16 protein-coding genes and 1 pseudogene are annotated in these 21,876 nt (G+C 46.9%); 11 read left to right on the top strand and 6 right to left on the bottom strand.

Features of this window, described 5'->3' with window-relative positions:
• Positions 1-97 precede the first annotated feature (97 nt).
• Both nadE and AC6I8Y_RS25245 read left to right on the top strand, forming a co-directional pair.
• On the top strand, positions 98-928 hold the full coding sequence (gene nadE / locus AC6I8Y_RS25250; RefSeq protein ID WP_498022217.1) for an NAD(+) synthase: 831 nt from the start codon (positions 98-100) through the stop codon (positions 926-928).
• A 222-nt stretch (positions 929-1,150) separates the two neighbouring features.
• Positions 1,151-1,396: an HP1242/YdcH family protein gene (locus tag AC6I8Y_RS25245; protein ID WP_042471022.1), complete on the top strand. Its 246-nt coding sequence runs from the start codon at positions 1,151-1,153 to the stop codon at positions 1,394-1,396.
• A 52-nt stretch (positions 1,397-1,448) separates the two neighbouring features.
• Here AC6I8Y_RS25245 and AC6I8Y_RS25240 read toward each other — a convergent pair whose 3' ends face one another.
• A complete protein-coding gene (locus tag AC6I8Y_RS25240) occupies positions 1,449-3,269 on the bottom strand; it encodes an MOSC N-terminal beta barrel domain-containing protein (RefSeq protein ID WP_394150247.1) in 1,821 nt (606 codons plus the stop codon).
• Positions 3,270-3,466: 197 nt separating this feature from the next.
• Between AC6I8Y_RS25240 and pyrC the strand changes: the two are divergent.
• Positions 3,467-4,494: pseudogene (pyrC, locus tag AC6I8Y_RS25235) on the top strand (dihydroorotase).
• A gap of 87 nt (positions 4,495-4,581) precedes the next feature.
• Here pyrC and AC6I8Y_RS25230 read toward each other — a convergent pair.
• Positions 4,582-4,845, bottom strand: coding sequence for a hypothetical protein (locus AC6I8Y_RS25230; protein ID WP_394150245.1), 264 nt, complete (start codon positions 4,843-4,845; stop codon positions 4,582-4,584).
• A 97-nt stretch (positions 4,846-4,942) separates the two neighbouring features.
• Here AC6I8Y_RS25230 and AC6I8Y_RS25225 point away from each other — a divergent pair, with 97 nt between their 5' ends.
• The 8 genes from AC6I8Y_RS25225 (at position 4,943) to AC6I8Y_RS25190 (ending at position 16,375) form a co-directional block, all read left to right on the top strand.
• Positions 4,943-5,251 (top strand): DUF1289 domain-containing protein, encoded by a 309-nt coding sequence (locus AC6I8Y_RS25225; protein WP_498023129.1) that lies wholly within the window; start codon positions 4,943-4,945, stop codon positions 5,249-5,251.
• A gap of 79 nt (positions 5,252-5,330) precedes the next feature.
• Complete coding sequence (locus AC6I8Y_RS25220; RefSeq protein ID WP_394150243.1) at positions 5,331-5,765, top strand: acyl-CoA thioesterase; 435 nt, start codon at positions 5,331-5,333, stop codon at positions 5,763-5,765.
• A 128-nt stretch (positions 5,766-5,893) separates the two neighbouring features.
• A complete protein-coding gene (locus AC6I8Y_RS25215) occupies positions 5,894-6,814 on the top strand; it encodes a M14 family metallopeptidase (RefSeq protein ID WP_498023127.1) in 921 nt (306 codons plus the stop codon).
• A 195-nt stretch (positions 6,815-7,009) separates the two neighbouring features.
• Entirely contained in the window at positions 7,010-8,329 is a 1,320-nt protein-coding gene (locus tag AC6I8Y_RS25210) for a BamA/TamA family outer membrane protein (RefSeq protein WP_498022215.1), read from the top strand.
• A 239-nt stretch (positions 8,330-8,568) separates the two neighbouring features.
• Positions 8,569-9,717, top strand: coding sequence for an L-threonine dehydrogenase (yiaY, locus tag AC6I8Y_RS25205; protein WP_394150241.1), 1,149 nt, complete (start codon positions 8,569-8,571; stop codon positions 9,715-9,717).
• Between the two features lie 170 nt (positions 9,718-9,887).
• The gene (locus tag AC6I8Y_RS25200) at positions 9,888-10,745 is read left to right on the top strand and encodes a helix-turn-helix domain-containing protein (RefSeq protein ID WP_498022213.1); all 858 of its coding nucleotides are present in this window, start codon (positions 9,888-9,890) and stop codon (positions 10,743-10,745) included.
• Between the two features lie 317 nt (positions 10,746-11,062).
• A complete protein-coding gene (locus AC6I8Y_RS25195) occupies positions 11,063-15,592 on the top strand; it encodes a phosphodiester glycosidase family protein (protein ID WP_498022211.1) in 4,530 nt (1,509 codons plus the stop codon).
• Between the two features lie 12 nt (positions 15,593-15,604).
• The gene (locus AC6I8Y_RS25190; RefSeq protein ID WP_498022209.1) at positions 15,605-16,375 is read left to right on the top strand and encodes a hypothetical protein; all 771 of its coding nucleotides are present in this window, start codon (positions 15,605-15,607) and stop codon (positions 16,373-16,375) included.
• A gap of 31 nt (positions 16,376-16,406) precedes the next feature.
• Here AC6I8Y_RS25190 and AC6I8Y_RS25185 read toward each other — a convergent pair whose 3' ends face one another.
• The 4 genes from AC6I8Y_RS25185 to AC6I8Y_RS25170 form a co-directional block, all read right to left on the bottom strand.
• A complete protein-coding gene (locus AC6I8Y_RS25185) occupies positions 16,407-16,586 on the bottom strand; it encodes a hypothetical protein (RefSeq protein WP_498022207.1) in 180 nt (59 codons plus the stop codon).
• 12 nt (positions 16,587-16,598) lie between these two features.
• Positions 16,599-17,279, bottom strand: a complete 681-nt coding sequence (locus tag AC6I8Y_RS25180; protein ID WP_498022205.1) for a hypothetical protein — start codon at positions 17,277-17,279, stop codon at positions 16,599-16,601.
• A 246-nt stretch (positions 17,280-17,525) separates the two neighbouring features.
• Positions 17,526-20,660 carry an efflux RND transporter permease subunit gene (locus AC6I8Y_RS25175; protein ID WP_498022203.1) on the bottom strand — a complete coding sequence of 1,045 codons (3,135 nt, stop codon included), beginning with the start codon at positions 20,658-20,660 and terminating at the stop codon, positions 17,526-17,528.
• The gene (locus AC6I8Y_RS25170; RefSeq protein ID WP_498023125.1) at positions 20,653-21,822 is read right to left on the bottom strand and encodes an efflux RND transporter periplasmic adaptor subunit; all 1,170 of its coding nucleotides are present in this window, start codon (positions 21,820-21,822) and stop codon (positions 20,653-20,655) included. The genes AC6I8Y_RS25175 and AC6I8Y_RS25170 overlap by 8 nt, the downstream gene beginning before the upstream one ends.
• Positions 21,823-21,876: the final 54 nt, after the last annotated feature.

The following is a 21,876-nucleotide window of genomic DNA, read 5'->3' as shown; positions in this document are numbered from 1 at the left end:
TCTATGCATAGATTGAGCGTCACTGTAACTTTTTTTCAGTGATTTTCGTAGGTATCATACAAGAAAACATTTTTGCTTGCAGGAAAAGGGATCCCACATGGAACAACTTATTCGAGACGAGATGCGCGTGCTTCCGTCTATCGACCCACATTTTGAAATCGAACGCCGTGTTGCTTTTATCAAAAACAAATTGCAGCAGTCTGGATGTAAGTCCGTCGTTCTAGGAATCAGTGGTGGTGTGGACTCAACAACCTGTGGCCGTCTCGCGCAACTCGCTGTTAATCAACTCAATGAAGAAAGTGGTACAAACGACTACCAGTTTATCGCGGTGCGTCTGCCATACGGTGAACAAAAAGATGAAGACGAAGCTCAGCTAGCACTCTCTTTTATCGAACCAACTCACTCGGTATCTGTAAACATCAAGGCTGGTGTTGATGGTCTGCATGCTGCGTCACACGTTGCCCTAGAAGGAACGGGTCTACTACCAAAAGAAGCAGCAAAGTTAGACTTTGTAAAAGGCAACGTTAAAGCTCGCGCTCGCATGGTCGCACAGTATGAAATCGCCGGCTACGTGGGTGGCCTAGTGCTTGGTACTGACCATTCTGCTGAAAACATCACAGGTTTTTACACCAAGTTTGGTGATGGTGCTTGTGACTTGGCACCTTTGTTTGGCCTAAGCAAGCGTCAGGTACGCGAAGTAGCGGCGACACTTGGGGCTCCTGAGCTACTTGTGAAGAAAACGCCTACCGCTGACTTAGAAGAACTTGATCCACAAAAAGCGGATGAAGATGCACTGAATCTGACTTACGAGCAGATTGACGACTTCCTAGAGGGCAAACCAGTATCTCAAGAGGTGTCTGACAAGCTGGTGGCTATCTACAAAGCGACGCAGCACAAGCGCGAAGCGATTCCAACAATCTACGATTAATTCAGCTTGATCAAGCTCTTAAAGCCAGCAAAAATTTGCTGGCTTTTTTATACCTTGTGATTTACTTCTCTGAAATCAGATCTTGCCATCGGTCAACTTTTAATCGGCTAAAACTTGTGCCATTGTTATAGAGGCACAAGTGATAACTCGCGTGCAAACGCTTCAAGTCACTTGAGCTCATGCCCAAGCTAAAACTATTGTTCACCGATAAAAGGGGTTGCTATGTTAGGCGAAGATCACTCTCTTCTTAAGGAATTTCCAGAACATCAAGAAACGATTTTAGCGCTCACGAAAAGCGATCAAAGCTTTGCTGCAGACACTAAAAACTACAATGCTCTGGATAAAGAAATTCGTGTGTTGGAACTGAATGGTTCACCCATCGAAGATACCGAAATGCATCAACTTAAGCACGACAGAGCGGCTTTAAAAGACTCATTGCATCAACGTATCGTGAGTGCTTCAAAATAAGCATGTAAAACAAAGCTGGTGCCAGTTGGACACTGGCACCCACAAAGTTTAATTAACTGACGAGTTCCACATCCGTTTTCGGCACTGAGCAACACGCCAATACCTTACCTTCCGCTATCTCCGACTCTTGTATTGCAGGAACATCTGGCTGATGCACCAATCCTGACTCCACTGTCACTTTACATGCTCCACAAAAACCCGCTCGACAACTGTGTGCAATCGAAAGTCCAGCGTCTTCTGCCTGCTCTAACAGCGTTTTCTGATTGTTGCCTTCAAAAACATTTCCATCAACGCTGATTTGCACCGCTTTGACTTGCTCTTCGGTTGCTGTCGCAACACCAAATGCCTCTTGATGATAATGATCTTCAGCCAGACCTTTTTTCATCATCAAGTTTTTCGCCTTCTGCATGAAGCCATCAGGCCCACAAACGAACACTTGTCGTTGATTCAAATCTGAGATGAGCTTTAGATGAGAGAGACTAAAGCGCCCTTTCAGGCCTTCCCAATCTTCACTCGGCTGAGTCAGTGAAATCATCACTGTCAGTTGGTCGTGTTTATTCTCGAGCAACTTAAGTTCATCAGCAAATGGGATATCATCAATAGTCGAACATTGATGGAAAAACACCACGTTGTTCACTGCGTCCCTATCTGAAAGATCACGTAGCATTGACATCATTGGCGTGACACCGCTACCCGCAGAAAGCAGTAGTAACGGTTCGTGATCCTTATTCGCCATATGGAAGCTACCGTTTGGTAGATCGGCGATTAGAGTGTCGCCCGCTTGAAAATTGTCGAACAACCAATTTGAGACACTGCCGCCATCGATTCGTTTGACCGAAATAGACAGACGTCCCGGACGGGAGGGACTCGATGATAGGGTATACAAGCGCTTAATTGTCTGGCCATCGATATCAAGTTCAATCGGAAGATGCTGACCGGCTTTATAGGTTGGCATCGCTCCTTTTTGTGGCTCAAGCCAGAAAGTCTCAAAGTTACGCGCGACATGTTCACGTTCTACGCAAACAAACTCCTGTTTCTGAGCATCGAGATCCTCGTAGAACTCTTTATCTTTATGCTCAAGCACCTCAATTTCATCGCCCGCGCGTATCATACCTTCGTTTTTAGCCACTAAGTTCTGACCGAAGAATACGCCACCCCGTTCATTAGCGCGGAAACGAGAAAAAGTTTTTAACGGCTCTTTGCTTTCGCGGAACTCGCCTTTATCCACATCAACCGTTGTCAAAATACAACGCTCACACGGTTTTACTGCTTCAAACTCTACCTCACCAATTTTAATGCGCTTCCAAGAGTCCTCAATAAATGGCTCATCCGAGCCCACCACTAAGTTGGTTCGAAACTGCTCCATAGAATGCGTTTCACTACTGCGACGATTAAGCTCATCTAATGATCCTTGGCTGATGATCAGTAGTGGATAGCCATCGGCAAAGCTAACGTTATGACCTAGCTTCTCGCGAACACGATTAGATTGCTCACCAGTGAAAAGCAGCTCGACACGCTGCTCAAGGACTTGGCTAAACCAGTCGTCTGCTTCATCGGTCGTGGTATAAGCCGCGAAGTTATCGTTCCACACCGTCGCTGGCGTTTCTTGTAACTTGAAGCTGCTGTATTCCAGCTTCAACGGCGCCATACCTGGGTAGGTAAAGATGATACCGGTCGGCAGCAGACTCGAAGCCACCTTAACCATATTTGGGTATTTACGCGCAGTCACCATAGAACCATCTGAGAGCGCTACCATGAATCGGCGATCAAAACACAAGCCTTGTTTTTCTACCCAAGAAGAAGAGAGAGAAATTCCGCCAACGGATTTAACAGGATAAATATTGATTTGGGAAAGCAGAGGAGATTTTGACACGACTGAGCCCTTTTATTTTTGTCTTCCTAGTTTTGTGCTCAATGGTAACGTCTTTTTTCTCAATGTCCCAGAAACATAGTGAAATCTTACTCGTTTTCCTCTATCATCCTGTCGCCTAAACGTAAGCGATTGCATTCACATTTTTCGCTGCTGTTTAGGCTCCGTTTCAAGAAGAATCTAACTTGGTGGGAGCCCAAATGACTACATTGACTATTACTCGTCCTGACGACTGGCACGTACACCTTCGTGACGGCGACGTTCTTAAAGATACTGTTCGCGATATCAGCCGCTACAATGGTCGCGCACTGATCATGCCAAACACTATCCCACCTGTCATCGATACCGAAATGGCGCTAGCGTATAAAGAGCGCATCATGGCTGAGAAGCCTTCTGAGCAGTTTGAGCCTTTGATGGCCCTTTACCTGACTGACAACACCACTCCAGACGAAATTCGCAAAGCGAAAGCATCTGGTGCAGTGGTGGCTGCAAAACTCTATCCTGCGGGCGCAACAACAAACTCTGATTCTGGCGTAACGTCAGCGAAGAACATCTACCACGTTCTAGAGGCGATGGAAGAAGTGGGCATGCTACTGCTGGTCCACGGTGAAGTAACCACTCACGAAGTTGATATCTTCGACCGCGAGAAAGAGTTCCTAGACACAGTGCTTGCACCTATCGTCAATGACTTCCCTAACCTTAAGATTGTTTTAGAGCACATCACAACGGCGGATGCGGCGAACTTTGTTAAGAACGCGAATGAGAACGTTGCAGCGACAATTACCGCGCATCACCTTCTTTACAACCGCAACCATATGTTAGTTGGCGGTATCAAACCGCACTTCTATTGCCTTCCAATTCTTAAGCGCGGAACCCACCAGCAAGCGCTGATTGAAGCGGCGACAAGTGGTAGCAAGAAGTTCTTCCTTGGTACTGACTCAGCGCCTCATGCAAAAGGCAAAAAGAAGCAGCATGTGGTTGTGCGGGCTCTTACACAGCTCACGCTGCCGTTGAACTCTATGCTGAAGTATTTGAGCAAGAAGGCAAACTAGAAAACCTAGAGGGCTTTGCTAGCCACAATGGTCCTGATTTCTATGGTCTGCCTCGCAACACTGATACCGTTACTCTAGAGAAAGCAGAGTGGAACGTACCAGAAACTATGCCATTTGGTAGCGACATTGTTGTGCCAATTCGAGGCGGTGAGACAGTAAACTGGAAGGTTAAGTAACCTTACTAAGCTCTGTTTAGTAACGCTACTGTTATTAAAAGGCAGATTAATAAGGCTCCCTAAGTAATGATGGGAGCCTTTGTTTTATTAGAACACCCAAAAGTGCGAAGCTATGGGCAACAGCAAGGCTTGTAGAAAGACGATAAGTTTCGTGTTTTGATTTTGCATTCGCACCAAGAATGGTGATAAAACGAAGATTGATAGGCAGATGAGCGTTAAGGTTCGACAATCAAAATACAACCAAAGCGCTAAATAGCTGCCTAACAGCGTGAGCTCTGCGTTGGAAAATGCAAGCTTACTGGCCAAAGCAAGAATAAAGATGATGCCGACCAACAGAAAGAGTGTATTCATTGATTCTTGTTAATGATAATTATTTGCAATTGATTCTAACTCTCAGTTAGTCGATGCGCAACCTATTGAATCAATAACTATGTCCGAAGAAGTCGTAATCGTTACGCCGTGCCGTGCGGCCTGTAAAAATGATGGTGGTATCTGTAGCGGCTGCTACAGAACAATGGAAGAACTCTCTGAATGGCGCTTTCTAGACAATGAGCAGCGCCAAGACAAAGTTGACCAACTTTCGGGTGAGCAGTCGACCCACCAGTGCCGACAATGTGGCGAACCCGCCTATTGTGATATCTCTGCAGGTAAATCAACTTGTTGGTGTTTCGAGCTAGAGAAGCGTGATACATCTACGCTTGAAAAGTCGGCAACCTGTTTATGCCGAAAGTGTTTAAGCAAGTTACCGCTCAAATAATGTCACCCTTCTAGGTTGTTGCAACATTGTTAATTCTCAAATAGAGTAAAAACCCCACTTAAGAAGGATTAACTACAATATGGAACAGTTCTTAGAAGGCTTCCCAGTCGTCACCGAAATACCGGTGGCTTGGGGAGAGATGGATGCCCTCAATCACGTGAACAACGCGGTTTACTTTCGATACTTTGAAACCGCTCGACTCGACTATTTCAGCCACATCCATCTAATGGAAGATATGGCTGTCACCAATATTGGTCCCGTCCTTGGTGATACGTATTGTCGCTATAAACTTCCGGTCACCTACCCCGACACTCTTTTGGTTGGCTCACGAATTACGGATGTGAAAGATGATCGTTTCACAATGGAATATCAGATCGTCAGTAAGAAACTGCAGAAAGTGACGACAATTGGTCATGCAACTATCGTCATGTTCAATTTTGGCACCAACAAAAAAGCCAATCTTTCCGAAACCCTGCTCCAAGCAATTGCGAATACTCGTGAAGCTGTCGCTTAAATAATCACTATTTTGGAGGACTTCTCTGCTCCTCCAAAATTTTGTCACAATCTTCACCTGTCTTCGATTGCTACTCACTCTCTTCAAAGCTATGCTTTCTCGCACATTAGATGTTGAGAATGGAAACCATGCAAAATAGCTTTCAATACCCAATTGGCACACCCGGTCAAAAATGGGCAGACAAAGAAGTACAACAATGGCTCGAATCGACTTCGGTAAAACGACTCTACAGTGAAGACGTACTGCCAAAGATCGATGCACTTCGCGATACGCTTGAGGTCGTTCAGTACGGTGCACTGTCATACGACGAACAGCGTTTTCCGTTGTTCGCGTTGAAGACTAAGACTTGGGATCCGAAAAAGCCTACCATATTGGTTACTGGTGGTGTTCATGGCTACGAGACGTCGGGCGTTCACGGTGCGCTTCAGTTCGCCAAAGAGAACATCCACAGCTATGAAGATATTTTCAACATCGTCGTTGCACCTTGTGTGAGCCCTTGGGGTTACGAGACCATCAACCGCTGGAACCCTAACGCAGTCGACCCAAACCGCTCGTTCTATAGAGATTCACCCGCGGAAGAGTCTGCCAATGTGATGGCATTCGTTGAGTCGTTAGACACTGAGGTTTGGGCTCACGTCGATCTTCATGAAACCACAGACACTGATGAGAGCGAGTTCCGCCCAGCCCTTGCAGCCCGTGATGGTCTTGATTACATCGAAGACAATGTGCCCGACGGCTTCTATCTAGTGGGTAATACTGAAAAGCCTGCTGAAGCTTTCCAAAAAACCATCATTGGTTATGTCGAGAAGGTTACGCACATCGCCCCGGCCGACAGCAAGGGCAAGATCATCGGCTCTGATGTGGTACAGCATGGTGTGATCAATTACCCTCTCAAAAAGCTTAGTTTATGCACGGGTATGACTGACTGTGAATACTCAACCACGACTGAAGTCTACCCAGACAGCCCTAAAGTCACGGACAAAGAGTGTAATGATGCTCAAGTAGCAGCGGTTGTTGGTGCACTCGAGTATTTGAAAAAAGTACTTTAGGCTAAATTGCAAAATCTAAGTCGTAAAACCCAAGCCTCCCGCTTGGGTTTTCTGTATCTGACGAACAAAACACCATCTTTTGTAAATCTCTCACCAAAAAACCAACAAAGTCACTATTAATTATTTTCTCGCGACAAGAATAACGCTAGGCTATAGAGATAATTACAATCATAAGTACAAGGAAGTCGTCTTCTTATGAGCTTTCGCAGAGGTTTAGCGGTTGTTACTGCTTTGACTTGTTCTATAGCCACATCCGTGGTTGAGGCAGCGACCCCTACTAATGTCAAATCACGCATTGACCGTCAAGAAACACCCGACCAGATCCGTGAATCTATGGTTCTCCCTTACTTGTTTAGCACGGAGACCATGGGGTTAAACGTCGGTGTGGGCGGTATGATCAAAGGTATCCACCAAGATCAGATGACCATAGGCGGAACCGTGTTTGGTGGTGAAACCAGTCATGCTATCGCTGGCGGTGTATGGAACTACATGATTCCGGGAACCGAGCGGGTATTTTTAAGTGCTTATGGTATGTTTGGTTACTACCCTCAGCAACGCGCCTACACAACGGGCCCAGAGACTTACCCCCCTGGCTCACCCTTACCAGGCAGTAATGAATCATCCAACACCCAGTTTTTCCAAGCCGATGGCGCCTCTAACTGGTTCGACATAAAAATGGAGTATGTGCTACCAATTGGTACGACTAGAAATGACGGTCGTGTAGACTATAAAATTCGTAACGGCTTGCTCGTTTCTGAGCCTTCTGGCGGTAAAGAATGGAACCCGCTGGAAAGTGGTTCAACGATATTCGTAGCGCGTCAGTTCAACCGATATCAGTCGTTCGAGTTTAACGAAGGTAAGCTTGATGGCACCATTCACGCCATGGAGTTCGGCCTGCTTTACGATAATACCGATTTCGCACCCAACCCCTCGTATGGTAGTCGACAGTATGTCGCCACCTCTCACGACTGGGGCTGGTTTGAGTCTAAAAAGCAATGGTCTTTCCATGAGTTAGACATGAGCAAGTACTTCTCTCTTGGTAAGTCTGACTGGGCTTCCCAGCGCGTTATTGCGTTAAACTTATGGACAGGTGTGTCGCCGACTTGGGAAGTGAACACTGACGCTCAAGGCAACCGTCGTGTGGAAGGCAATCCACCTTATAACGAAGGCGCTACACTTGGCGGCTTCACCCGCTTGAGAGGCTACGACAACAACCGTTTCCACGATAAGGCCGTGCTCTATGGCGCAGCAGAATATCGTTACACCCTTGCCTATAACCCACTTAAGAATGTGTCATGGCTAAACTTCCTGCGTGTAGACTGGATACAACTCGTAGGCTTTGTAGAAGTCGGTCGAGTTGGGTCGTCTTATACCGCGAATGAACTGCTTACTGATCTTAAATATGATGCCGGGGGCTCAGTTCGAGCACTAATGGCAGGCTTGGTGGTGCGTGCAGATTTGGCGAAATCACCTGAGAGTACCAACTTTTGGATCATGGTCGATCATCCGTTCTAGCGACTCAAGCATATAAATCAGAATAAGGTCTCAATCATCGAGACCTTTTTTGTCCCCCACGGAAATAAATATTAACGACCTACATCACATTGTCCTAGCGATTTAAAAAATCGACTATTTCTATAAAACCAGCGCTAGTTTGAGCATTGCGACCACTGTTAACCTGATTTCAGAAGATAAAGTAAGACCTACGCAAAGGTCCCAAATTGATAATTTTTAAAAGTTAAACGAGGTAGAACATGTCTAACGCATTCTATATTCCATCTTTGAACCTTATGGGTGCTGGTTGTCTAGCTGACGCTGTGAAAACGATTGAAAGCCACGGTTTCCAAAAAGCCCTGATTGTGACAGACGGCGTTCTAAACAAAATTGGTGCAGTCAACAAGCTAACAACGCTATTGGATGAAGCACAGGTTGCTGCTGTGGTTTATGACGAAACGAAACCAAACCCAACCATCGAGAACGTGAACGACGGTCTTGCTCTACTGAAAGAGCATGGTTGTGATTGCGTTATCTCATTCGGCGGCGGTTCACCACACGACTGTGCAAAAGGCATTGCGCTTCTTGCAACAAACGGCGGCGAAATCAAAGATTACGAAGGCGTGGATGTTTCCAAAAAGCCTCAACTTCCTCTTATTGCTATCAATACCACGGCGGGTACAGCATCTGAGATGACTCGCTTCTGCATCATCACTGACGAAGCTCGTCACATTAAGATGGCTATCGTGGACAAAAACGTCACGCCAATTATCTCAGTGAATGACCCAGAGCTAATGCTAGCGAAACCAGCTTCACTCACAGCAGCAACCGGTATGGACGCACTGACTCACGCTATCGAAGCGTACGTGTCTATCGCAGCAACACCTGTTACCGATGCATCCGCAATCAAAGCTATTGAAATGATTCAAGCTAACCTGCGTGAAGCGGTAGCAAACGGCGACAACCTTGAAGCACGTGACAACATGGCGTACGCGCAGTTTATGGCGGGTATGGCGTTTAACAATGCCTCACTTGGTTATGTTCACGCTATCGCTCACCAGTTGGGTGGTTTCTACGACCTGCCACACGGTGTTTGTAATGCAGTACTGCTTCCACACGTTCAACAGTACAACGCACAAGTTGCACCAGCACGCCTAGCTGACGTGGCTCGCGCGATGGGCGTCGACACAACTGGCATGAGCGATGAGCAAGCTGCAAACGCAGGTTTAGATGCTATCCGCCAGCTATCTAAAGACGTAAACATTCCAGCTGGTCTAGAAGAGCTTGGTGTTAAGCGCGACGATTTCGACGTACTTGCAGAAAACGCACTGAAAGATGCGTGTGGTTTCACTAACCCGAAACAAGCAACCCATGACGAGATTGTTGGCATTCTAGCCGCGGCTCTATAAAGCATTTAGAAAACTCTATTTTCGAGTAAAATCCCAAAACTGCAGGTCAAACGTTTGCCTGCAGTTTTGTTTTATAAATGGCGAGGGTTTAACTAGCACAGATCAATGTCGTGCTATTTTCTCCTGTCTATTATGGGATTCATCACCGTAATAGGAGTAAAACGCCACTCATGCACACGTTAAGCAACTTTAGTCGCATCGCAGAGCGAGAGTATGCGTTGAACGCAGGTCAGATCAATTTACTCTATTACGATCTACCGAAAGACTTTCACGACGAATATCGCTCCTATGAAGCCCCTCGCCTGTGCACCATCCTAGAGGGCACCAAATCGGTCAGAGTTAACCAATCTGAGGCATTTGATTATCAAAGTGATGAGTTCGTCTTATTGCCACCGAATTCAAACATTCACATGAAGATGCCGGAATACACCAAAGCCTTGGTGTACGAGTTCAATGAACCGCTCATCGAGAAGGTCGCACAGCGAGTTTCTGACTGCCTAGAGTTCGACACCGCACAATCGTTAGATCCACAGAGCTTTGTCGTTAATCCCATTGAGAAGCGGGTTGACGCCCTGCATGAGAGAATGCAAGAAATTCTGCGTGAGCAAGAAGCTGGAATGGACTTTCTGATTGAACTCACGGGGCAAGAGTTAGTGTTTGAGCTACTTCGAAAAAACGCCTGTCACAGCATCATCAACGGCAATCAATCACACCCTATTAAGCGTGCAATTCGTCTTATGAGTTCACAAGAAGGCATGCAGCTATCCTTGTCTCAAGTCGCAGAAGAGGTGGGGTTGTCGCTTTCCAGTTTCTCACAGAAGTTCAAATTGATGACGGAACAGAATCCAAAACCGTACTTAACGCAGCTGCGCTTAAAGGCGGCAAAGCGACACTTAACCTCGATGTCCGTGACCGACGCTGCCTATGAAACGGGCTACGACAACATCTCGCACTTTATTCGTTTGTTCAAAAGTGAGTTTGGGCAGACACCCAAACAATTTCAGCGATCTTTAACACATCTCAACTGATCTCAATTACAAACGATTCACTCAAGAGTCGTTTGTTCACTAGAATCATCTGAAAGCAATAGTTATTGAATGTAAGGCTATATTTCACCACACACCCATCTGGTCTATACCTAAGTAACTTGTTATTGTTTTACTTTACAGTGGGTTACAACGTGGCAAGTAGAAAGCTGAGAAACACTGGGCCTGTTGCTGTGAAATAAAACCGACACATAAGCTCTAAAAAACTGTCATTAATGGACATTACTCTCCAACGCAATTTTTTCAATGTAGAGAGTAACTTAATGTCGTTATTACCACATACTCCTCCAATGAGGAGTATGCTTTCGATCAGTTTGGTCTCGGCGCTTTTGGTGGGTTGTAACACCAATACCGAAGACCGTGATTATGTCGATGGCACACCAGGTCGAGAAGACTTCGTACCTAACATTATTGAGGTACCGAGTGACTTAGTCGATAGAATCAAACCAGCCATTCCTCCCCGTGTCATGGACGTTACCGCCCATCCTAATGAGCAAGAGCCAACAGAAATTACCGACTACCACGAGTATCACGTTAACGACGACCTAACACTGACTCGCGGACTGCTAAATCACACACGTGACTCTGCCATCATGACGATGGATTTTCGAAATGGCTCAGGAATCGAACTGGTGCCCATCGAACGCTCTACCGGTCAGTTCAGCATGGAAACGACCACAGATTCCGTGAACTACCGAATTGACCAAGGCGACAATATCATTGGCGCCATCAACGCAGACCCATACAACATGGTCAACGGTTGGAACCTAGGCGTTGTCACGATGGATGGCCAAAACTTTACCGGTTGGAATGTATCCAGTGAGGCGGTGATTATTGTTAATCACGATGATTCACTGGAAATTTGGGAAAACACTCCCGAGTTTGAACTGACATGGGGTATCAATAAGCAATATCAAGGTCTTGTCTCCAACGTCTTCTATTTCGATAAAGAAGGCTATACCAACCACAGTTATAGTCAGGATAACGGTAGCTTAAACGTTTATCCGGGTGATCGTTATCGTGGCACCGTCGACCTAACGCAAAGCTATGGAGCTTTGGTTAAGCCCCAAATCAACGATGTATCGATTACTGCTAAAGATGATGGTTCAGCTATCGCGCAGTTCGCACCGTTCGAAGGCGAGATTATTGAAGTAGTCAGTGGTGAGCGTAACTATACCGTGCCTTCAGGTCATGTCTTGGTAACAACAGAAGAAGAACAGCTGTTTGTTGGCGACCACATCTCTACTGCATTCAACACCGAAGATCCGCGTTGGACAGACGTAAAACATGCACTCGGAGCTGGCTTTAGAAATGTCATGTTGGTTAAAGATGGCCAATTGCACACCGATAACAACGAAGAAGCCATCAGTGGGCGTACCGCCTTTGGTATCAAAGCAGATGGTACGGGTTTTTTCTTAGTCGCTGACAAACCAATTGGTACATTTAGTGATGGCATCACGCTGAAAAAGCTTGGTCAGATTATGCAAGCGTACGGCGCTGTCGATGCGGTAAACCTCGATGGCGGTGGTTCCACCACCATGACCATGCGTATGCCTGGAGAACGATACAATCACGTTATCAACGTACCATCAGATGGTTTGGAGCGTGTAGTTGCCTCTAAGTGGGGCTTAAAGCTCGACCCTTTAAAAGCCTCTTATAACGACGGTATCGCCGTTTTCCCGAAAGAGATGACAATTCTAGCGGGCACAACTTACCGCCGCTTCAAAGCCGTAGGCTATGACGGTGACTCACTTCATGAGTCTGGTGAGTCTGTTGAGTTCGGTATCAACGATTCTGCTATTGGTCTGATTGATGTCCGCTCCGGTGCATTTAAAGCGGCGTCAAGCGAAGCTGAAGGCTTTATCGTTGCAAACCTAGGTGAGAATCCTCAAAACCAAGATCACGTTAAAGGCGTAGCGAAAGTTAGCGTCGTCACTCACATTGATGAAATGTATTTTGGTAGCGACAAACTAACGCTAGGTCGTGGTGAATCAACACCAATACTTCCAACACTCATTTCTGGTGACAAGGTCGTGACTTATGAGCCAGCGTCCCTTCATTATGAGCTTAGCAATACTCACAGTGGTCGAATCGATCCTGAAACGGGAATCTTCTACGCAGCCAATGTTCAAGGTGGCGAAGTCTCCGTAGACGTTATCTACCAAAATGGTGACGAAACGCTATCTGCGAGCATTGACATTAACATAGGTCTACCTCCGATAGTGATTGAGGACTTTGAGGGCGATATTTCTCATTTCACCGCAACAGGTGCTCGCGCTCGATTGGTTGAGATTGATCAAGTAGATTCGCCTGTGTTTGATGGTGACTATTCTCTAGAACTATCATGGGAAGCTGATCCAGCGCAGCCAGGAACCTTTGGTGCCTACCTTGTCGATGAGCATAAAATTACTGAACTGCCAGGCTACCCTCGTCAACTTGGTGTGAATGTTTATATTCCCGAAGAGTTAGCAGGGAAAGTCTGGTGGGTACGCGGTCAACTTCGTGACGGTGAGGGCGCTGCTGTCGGCATCAACTACAACAACGAGGGTGAAGCACTGCCAAACCGCGGTTGGCACTTTATGACCGCAGATATCCCACAAGGTTTACCTGAGCCATTGACGTTCGATCAACCATTCCGATTCCTAGTGCTTCAGACGGCTGAGCGAATTGACACAAGCGTTGTATTGGACAACTTTACTGCCATTTACGATCTCGATACTGACCTAGCGGGTCCATCAGTCATCGTGACTCCGGCTGAAAACGAAACCATCAACAGCAAAAACACCACGCTTCGTCTGCAAGTCTTTGACCCATCAGGTGTAGACTTCGACCATATTGAACTTTCACTGAATGGCGAACCAATAAGTGATGCGGAGATCCAAAACAACGGTGAAGACGCTTTCTGGGTCGAGCTAAATAACCTTGATGATGGCTGGCAACGCATTGACTATCGAGTGTTCGATAAACTTGGCAATGCTTCGGCAGGCGACACGCTATTCAACGTAGACACCGGTGATTCTCGCATCTTTATTGGTGGCGAGCATGACGTTATTTTTGCAGGCGGTACCTTTAACCTACCAGTGGAAGTGGTGAAGCCAGAGACATTCCGAAACTTCACATTAACGCTGAACTACGACACAACTAAAACGTCACTTAACGTACTCGCGGAAGATATGGAGTTCGACAATGTCACTGAGTATCCAGGTTTCTGGCAAGGCACATTCAGCGGCTTCTCTGAGAACGTACATACCTTAGCGCAGATAGAGCTTACTGTTGATGGATACGTGCAAAATAGTGCGGCATCACTGGTTGTCAGTGGTGAGCTAGATGGCAAAGACTTCAACTATCCAGTATTGAAGAAAGACATCGGCGGCAAATTCGTTGTCATGCAAGATCATGTCATTGCCAATCAACAAACGCGCATCTTCATTGCCGATGCCAATGGTGAAGCCGCACCGGGCGTCGATGTTGAGCGAGTCTACTATGACGTTGCGAACGATGAAGTGATCGGCACCGAAGCTATCGGCACAACCGATGACTATGGCTTGGTTCGCTATCTACCAAGAGATGAAGACGACTCTAGTGTTGAGCTCATTCTTCGCGCTTATGATCACGACGGCGCATCGTTGATGTCGACGGTTATGTCTCTGACGGAACAGCTTAGTACAGCGCCTCGCCATGTGTTCTTTACACCAGGCGTTGATTCGAGTGAAGTACAGGTGACATGGTTTACCGATACAGCGATGGATGCAACTTATGCTTACTACGGCAAGAATGGTAACCCTAATCAGCACGCGTCGATGACCGAATCGGAGATACTGCCGTTCTTCTATGGTCCAGAATCCGGCGTTGTTCGCGTGCATCACGCTACCTTTACTGGATTGGAGCCGAACACGGAATACAGCTATTACGTTGCCAATGACTTTGCTCGCAGTGAAACCTTCACGTTCCGCACCGACCGTCAGGATGATGAGGTTCGTATTCATCTGTTTGGTGACACTCAAACAACCAATGATTACAACGAGAACCACGGTTCGCCGTTGGTCAGCGAAATCTTTGACAAGATGAGCGCTCAGCTTCCAAACCCTGATCTCATCATGCACGTCGGCGACCTTACCGAGGATATGAGTGATTACCAGTTGGTACGTCAATTCTTAGAGGCACTGGAAGGACAAGGCCGATTTAGCTCGGTGATGTTTGTTCCGACCATGGGTAACCATGAAGTCTACAACGAAGGTCGATACAAGTACGAGTCTATCTTCAAATCGCCAGCTAATGGTCCATTCGAAGCTCCGAACAAACAATCTGTGTACAGCTTTGATTACGGTAATGCGCGCATCGCTGTCGTCAACACAGAACTGTTCACCGATGAAGAGTGGCAGAACATGATGAACTGGCTTGAAGACGATATGGCCTCTTCAGATCAAACTTGGAAAGTTCTGATGTTGCACCGTCCACCTTACGAGGGCAACAAAGATTCAGGCAACGAATGGTCGAAACGCTATGTGCCATCTGCTGTCGACAGAGCGGGCATCGACCTAGTTGTTGCCGGGCACGACCACATGTACTCGCGCAGTGTCACTATGGCAGGCGACAGACCAAACCCATCAGGTGCAACCTATCTCATCGCAGGCTCGGCTTCGATGAAGTTCTACGATGCCGACTTTGGAGGCATTGTGCCTTTTGCTGATGTGCTTTACGACGAGAATGTTCATACCTACACAACGCTGCATATCCAAGGCGAGCAAATGGAAGTGCAAACGCGCAATATGAATGGTCAGCTCATCGATCGAGTGACATTAACCACACGTGAAAGTCGCGGTTTTTAAGGAGCACATACGATGAAAAAGAACACTATTGCACTAAGTGTACTGTCTATAATGCTTCTCGCTGGATGTAACGAAACCGAGTATAGGGACAACCCGATTCCGGTCGACGCCAACACGCGAGGCTTTTGGACACTGTCTTCCACTGAAGATTGCGAGCTATCAGACTACTGCTACGTTGATTACAGCGAATACAACAGCAAGCTGTATCCAATAGACAGCGGTGACAGAATGCTGACTGCTCTCGAGGCTAAAAATGCAGAGGTATCTGTGTCAGGACGCCTTGAGAATGCGATCAAGTTGGTGCCTTTTATGGACGACCAAGGTCAGATGGAAGGCCAACCCCGCTTGCAAACCGATCAGTATAGCGATTTTGAATCACGTCCTTTAGGAGACGAGTTCACGATCCAGATTAGAGCCACTGGAGAGGAAGGATCCATTCTTTCACTATGGAATGATGACGGTTTGGGCTTGCACCTGGAAATCATTGATGATGTCTTTATGGCAACCTTTGAACGGCACCAACGTAAACTGTTCACCAACATAAAAGATGCTGATTTTCATGAACTCATGCTTCGCTCTGATGGAACGACAGTAACCTTGACTCATGCTTGTGAGCAAGTTGCTGAGTTTACTCGAACGCCGGGTCAGCCCATCCTAAGCAGTGCACCTTTAAAGCTAACAGCCTATGAGATGCGCGGCGGTTACACGGATGCAAGTCAGTACATTGGAGCTATCGATATGATTCGAATCTCGGATCGCTTTGAATCCAACGTATTCTGCTAATCAGAAACTTTTATCTACTAAAAACGGCTCCCTAGGGAGCCGTTGTTTTACTTGATTCTTGCTCAGCCTCGTGAGCATTGCGCCTCGCTTTAGGTCCTAGTCTGCGAAACTCGAACCACAACCACATCGAGGCAGCGCCAATCACATAAGCCATAATAAAACTGCGATCATCCATGACACACATCGAGACGATTTCTAGTGTGTCTTCCAAGATCTCACCTCATTAGAAGTAGTAGTTAGCTTGCAGCCAACCTGTAGTGTCTTTCTTCATGTACTTAGTTTCAGCTGTATGTTCGACTTTAAAACCCACTGAGACCACGTCTGTAAGCATATAGCCACCACCAACTTCTACTTGAGGTACCCACTCTTTCGCCTGTTGGACGTACGTAGACTTAGGGTTGGCATAGAGCCAGTGACCAGCATCAAAAGCATACATTCCGTACAGACCAGCTTGATATACCGTTGACTTAAACGTCTCTTTACCCGCTTCATCCGCAGACGTTCGACCTACGGAAAGCATAGGGAAAAGCATTACGTTATCAGTAATCTGGAACTTATAGATCATCCCAGCTAATGCTGTTGTACTATTGCGATTTCCTAGCACATCTACGCTAAAGCCCAGCCCATCAGTAACATGGAAATAGCGGCCACGGTAGTTATAGTCAATTTTGCCGTCGGCTGTTTTCTTGTCCGCAACACCAAGATCCAATTGGAAGATGTTGTTACCCATACCCAGCATGCCATTAAGCTGAGTCGCGTCACCAGAGCGAGATACACCAAGCGTAGAGAATGAAGCAGTAGGATCGCCGTAGTTGATATCCTCTGCGTCAGCTTGAGTTGAGTTTGACGCGAAGGCGCCTGCAGTCAGCGCACAAAGCGCCATACCAAGTATCGTTTTTTTCATGATATTACCTAATCAAGAAAAGTCCGTTTAATTAGGTCATCCGTGGTCATTAAAGCCTATGGTCAAGTTGCCATGTGTATTGACGTTGTTTTCTTGCGCTGACTTTAGGGGGTTACTAGAAATGACTCAAAGCGGGTAATATTCAACTTTCGAATAGTTGGCGCTGCATGCGTTGATAATAAAGGCGTGGAGGAAAGTCCTCACCGAGCGACAATTTTTGTGCTCGGTGGGGTTTATTGCGGGCAATCAGCTAGATGGAGAGTTTTCAGGTAGACCACTTTTAGCTGGGAAGTATAGGTGCTTAAGTTTGGTAAATACCTTGCCGATATCCTCTAGCATCACATACAAACAAGGCACGGCGATAAGGGTAACCACCGTGGCGTACATCACCGCAAATCCAAGAGCGACAGCCATTGGTTTAACGAATGCGGCTTGTAAGCTGGTCTCGAACATAATTGGCAACACGCCGAAGAACGTGGTGATTGAAGTGAGAGTAATCGCCCGGAAACGCGCGCATCCTGCTTCAACCACAGCAGTTTTAGCGCAATCGCAACGCGCTTTGATTTGGTTTACATAATCGGTCATTACTAGGGAATCATTGATAACAACCCCTGCCGCCGCGATTAAACCAAACGTCGACATCATCGACATATCCAAGCCATAGAAATAATGGCCCCAAATAGCGCCCGTTAAACTGAACGGAATCACAGACATAATAATGAACGGCTGAGCGTAGCTCTTAAGCGGCACTGCAAGCAGAATGTAGACCGTTATCATGCCAGCAATAAAGAAAACAATTTGCTCCGCCTTCTGCTTTTGCTGCTCTTCAATGGTACCACCAAGCTCTGTCGTTACGCCTGGGAACAGCGCTTTGATCTCTGGCAGCACATTGTCTTCAATGTTTTTGACCGCTTGGTCCGGCTCTATCACCGACTCATCAATAGAACCATAGATATAAACTGTCCGGAAACCATTCTCACGTCGGATCTGGTTAATACCTGGCTTACTCTTGATATCGACGACATCTCCCAGCATCACCTTCTTGCCAGATGGTGTATTAATTAGTGCATAACGCAGTGATGAGAATGCCTCACGAGTGAGCTTTGGATAACGCACCATGACTCTCACTTCTTCGGTATTTCTCAATACACGTTGCGCCTCACCGCCGTAGAAGCTTCCCCCGACTTGCGCGGCCACACTAGCTAAATCTAGCCCGAGGTCGTAAGCAACAGGTTTGAGAGAAAGTTGCACCTCACGACTGCCAGTGTCCATAGATGAGCTGACATCAAATAGACCCGTTTGTAAACGAAGCTGTGAAACCAACTCCCTGCCTGCCGCGTTGAGCACATCCATGTCTGGACCATACAGCAGATAACCAAATTCATCGCCCCCATCACCTCCGGTCACATTGTCATTGATAACGATCGACTTAAGGCCAACAATAGTAGGCAGTTCTTCACGCCAACGCCGCGACAGCTCAAACGCATCGACAGGGCGAACTTCTTCATCCACTAGAGGTAAGATCAACATACCTTCTGTGCGGCTTGTATTAATCGTCATCATATCTCTGATGACCGGCATGCCGTATTCTTCTTCAACCTCTTTATCAACAGAGCTGACTACTTTTTCTAGAGTTAAAAGCGCATCAATCGTCTGCTCATCGGAGACGTTACTGTTCATCTCTATTTTGATGATTGGAAAATCAGAAGGAACCTTCGGGCTCGGAATCATACGAACATGCCCCGAGGTCATCATGGCAACACTTACCAGCAATATACCGACAAACCCCGCCATCACTGACCAACGCCATTCAACGCAACGGCTCACCAAGCGTTTGTATGGTCCATTAATCAGTCGGAAGAAAGCGCGGTTGAAACGTGCCCGATAACTGTTCTCTTTGACCGGAGTAAACTTGGTGTGCGCAAGGTGAGCGGGCAAAATCAGCTTGGATTCAATAAGACTGAATATCAAACAGAAGATCACTACGATAGACAGCCCATAGAAGAAGGCTTTTTCGGGTCCAGTGGAAAACAAGAATGGCACGAACACCGCTATTGTGGTTAATACACCAAAGGTCGCAGGTGTCGCTACTCTTTGCGCGCCACGCACGACATTCGTTACGCCCCCACCACTCTTCTCGACTTCGGTATAGACACTTTCTCCTATCACTATGGCGTCGTCGACCACGATCCCGAGCACCATAATGAAAGCAAACAGAGTGATGATGTTAATACTGACATCGAACAACGGCATCAACATTACCGCGCCGAGAAAACACACTGGCAGCCCCACCATTACCCACATGGCTAGGCGGAAGCGCAAGAAGATAGTCAGCAACACAGCTACAAGCACTGCACCTTGCAACAGATTCTTTAGCATCATATCGAGACGGGCATTCAGGTAATACGTCATGTCCATCAGCGTATGGATTTGCACGCCATGTGGAAGCGTTTGGTTTCTCGCTTCAATATAGCGTTGCACTGTTTCGGCTACTGGGACCATGTTCTGCGTTTTGGTCGCCTTTACCGTGAGGTAAATGCCATTTTCGCCTGAGAACTTGAAGTAGTGCTGCCCCTCTGTAAACGCATCTTTGATGGTCGCAATATCGCCAAGAAGTACCTTGGAGCCATTCGCCCCTAACTTAACGGGAATCTGCCTGAACTCGTAACCATCATAGTACTGATTCTCGATGCGAATAGAGACCAAGCCCGTACTGGTTCGCACCTGACCTGCAGAGAAGTTAGCGGAATATTTTTGAATCGCAGCGACGACATCATCAAGGGTTAAATCATAGGTTCGAAGCTCATCGGGATGAATCTCGATGCCGATCTCATCGGGTGGTGAGCTTACTTCTACCAGAGACACATCATTGAGCTGCAACAGCTCTTTTTCTATCTGCTTTGATATGGTCTTGAGCTCCATCAAGGACGTATTCCCAGATAGCACCATACCAATAACGTCTTGCTTGAACTCTATCTGGGTAACCTTGATAGGCTCCATCGCCTTAGGAAAACTCGCGATCGCATCGACCCGCTGTTTTACTTTATCCAACACTTCCATCAGGTTGGCTTTCGTATCTATTTCGAGCGTTACCTGCCCACCGCCACGATACGCGTCGGTGACGGCTTTTTTGATTTCGGTGACGTCTTTTAACGACTCTTCCACTTTAATCAGTATGGTTTCTTCAATCTCTTGCGCTGATACTCCTGGGTAGGATGCCGTCACACTGATGTAGTTAATTTCAAAATTTGGGAACATCTGTCTTTGGATCAAGAAGTAACTCACCGTACCCATGATCAGCACAAACGCCATCAGCAAGTTGGCGGCGACTGAGTTATTGGCAAATAAGGCGATAATGCCGCGTTGAGCTTTGTTACTCACTGGCTTCTCCTTGCTGCGCGATTGCCTCTACTTCATCGTTAGAACGAATCACTGTCATACCAATTTGTGGGAACTCAGGCACAGTTAGCACCACCTCATCACCATTTTCGATGCCTGAATCAATGAAGAAATTGGCTTGCTCTTCGCGCAGTACATGAACGGCTTTTGGAACGAGTTTGTCTTCTTGATCAACCACCCAGACACGCTCGTCGACCACCAACTCTTGGGGAACTTTGAATAGATTCGCAACCTCTTTACCATTGAAGCGAACCTCTACATAGGAACCAAATGGAAGTGGAGTAACGCTCGTTTTCAGCCCATAAGGATCCGCAATACGAATCACCATATTCGCCATGCGTGTCGCACTATCTACTACGCCCAAATCACGAACAATCTGCCCATCTCGTACCGTTTCAACCCGACCTTTAGAAATGATCTCTGCCTTAACACCAACAATGTCGCGCGGTAAGAAAGGCGCATCAAAGCCAGCAATGGGCACCATGACCTCTGCATACTCAATGTTATTGATGTCAGCGACTTGCGAACCCGCCGTAATATATTGACCCACACCTATATTGCGAGAGACCACTAGCGCGTCATACGGGGCGACAACCTCGGTATTTTCCAAATCACGCTTTGCTCGTCTCAGCCCTGCCTGCGCAGATTTGACTCTGGCTTCTGCGCTAAGAACTTGTGGAATTCGTAGATAAAGATCAGAGACCTGAGTATCTTTGATTTTCTTCGCCTGACGCTCTGCCACGTTCGCTTTGGCGCGCTCTTCAATCAAAGTGGCCTGTGCCTGCGCTAACTCAGCCTCAGCTTGAAGTACAGCCGCTTGGTAGTCATCCTTTTCGATGGTAAATAGCACCTCGCCACGTTTTACAACACCGCCAGAAACAAAGTTAGGGTGCCAACTCGTCACTTCACCAGACACCTGTGTTGAAAGCGCTGTGCGCTCCAAAGGCACCACTTCACCAAAGCTTGAGATCTGAACCTGGTGAGCTTCTGCCTGCATGATCTGCGTCTTAACACGCGGGGTGGTATCGAGTTCTTTTTGCTCTTCAACCTCCGGAGCGGTTTCTTGAACCAACATGTAGCCCCCACCAGCGACACCGAGGATGGCGAAAGGAAGTATCCATTTAATACTGCGCTTGAACATAATTTCCCTTTTTGTAGATCTCTAGTTATTGTTCTCTAGCCTCAAAGTATTGTACGC

It is taken from the genome of Vibrio sp. KUL78 (assembly GCF_059725505.1).
This window is presented reverse-complemented; position numbering and strand designations above follow the sequence as displayed.